The sequence below is a fragment of the Microcoleus sp. LEGE 07076 genome (assembly GCF_015207455.1).
Classification (GTDB): Bacteria; Cyanobacteriota; Cyanobacteriia; order Cyanobacteriales; family Microcoleaceae; genus Microcoleus.
The window spans coordinates 1-1,316 of sequence record NZ_JADEWV010000469.1 but is presented as its reverse complement, the minus strand read 5'-3'; the positions used below and the strand labels follow the sequence as shown (position 1 = coordinate 1,316).

At 44.2% G+C, this 1,316-nt stretch carries 1 protein-coding gene; it reads left to right on the top strand.

The window, feature by feature from the left end:
- Positions 1–101: 101 nt before the first annotated feature.
- Entirely contained in the window at positions 102–1,292 is a 1,191-nt protein-coding gene (locus IQ270_RS31680) for a transposase (protein WP_228056853.1), read from the top strand.
- Positions 1,293–1,316: the final 24 nt, after the last annotated feature.

Here is a 1,316-nt window from a genome sequence, read left to right as displayed (position 1 = left end):
CTGACAGGTGTAGGTTTTTTACGACGGGGTAGTATAAAGTCAATTAAACCAGGCGAAAATAAGGGTGATTCAACGAAACACGTGGCTGGGGGGAAACCTAAATGCTGAAAAATAAGCATCTCAAAGATTGGTCATGTATTGTGTCCAAACAAATGCCTCACCTGTCCATACCTCAAGCGATTGGCTTAGCGACTTGGAGCTTTGGTGTAGTCATGACCAAATCTAGCAGCTTAACCCAAGTTTCGCATTTTATCGCTCAGCTTAACGGAGAAAAGCCGAACACAGTCCGTCAGCGATTAAAAGAATGGTATCAAGAAGCCCCAGCTAAAAAAGGAGTTCATCGTCGTCAGTTGGATGTCAGTAGTTGTTTTGCTCCATTACTGTCGTGGATTCTGAGTTTACTACCGAAAAATGTTGAGGACATTGCTTTGGCATTGGATGCCACTAGCATCGGGGATAAATTTACGGTTCTGTCGATGAACATCTTATTGGGTGGGTCGGGAATTCCTGTAGCATGGTGCATTGTCGGAGCCACAGAACCAGGAAGTTGGAAACCTCATTGGCAAAAATTGATTTCTGTGGTTCAAGGTGTGATTCCACCAAACTTTAGGGTGATAGTTGCCGCTGACCGAGGACTGTATGCTGATTGGCTGTATCAATTAATTGAAAATGTAGGCTGGCATCCATTTCTACGTATCAACCATCAAGGAACTTATCGTTTGCCCTCTCAACAGACATGGCAGCCACTGGCTAATCTGGTTCGTCAAGGTGGACAATCATGGTCTGCCGAAGTCGTATGTTTTAAAACTAATCCTCTGTCTTGTACACTCCTAGCTCGTTGGGATTTAGACTACAAAGACCCGTGGTTGATTCTGACAGACTTCAAACCCGAAGAAGCAAACGTTCTCTGGTATGGACTACGTTCTAGTACCGAATGTGTTTATCGCGATTTGAAATCCGATGGCTGGCAATGGCATAATACACGTCTAATCTCGCCACAACGAGCCGAGCGAATGTGGTTAGTGCTGGCTGTTGCCACTTTGTGGATGGTGTTCCTGGGGGGTGCTAACGAAAATCAATCCCTTGCCTCAAATTTTCAACAACTTCCCCCTGGACATATTGTTTTAAATCAGCCTTCAAGCCTCAAAAAAGGGCGTCATTTGTCTTGTTTTCTTCAAGGCTTTATGACTCTGATGGCTAATCTACTCAACAATATTCCTATACATCTTGAGCGTTGGAGCTCTTTCCCTGAAACTCCTGTGGATGCCTTTTATGCTTGTAACTCCTCCTAATTGTAAAAAACCTACACCTGTCAG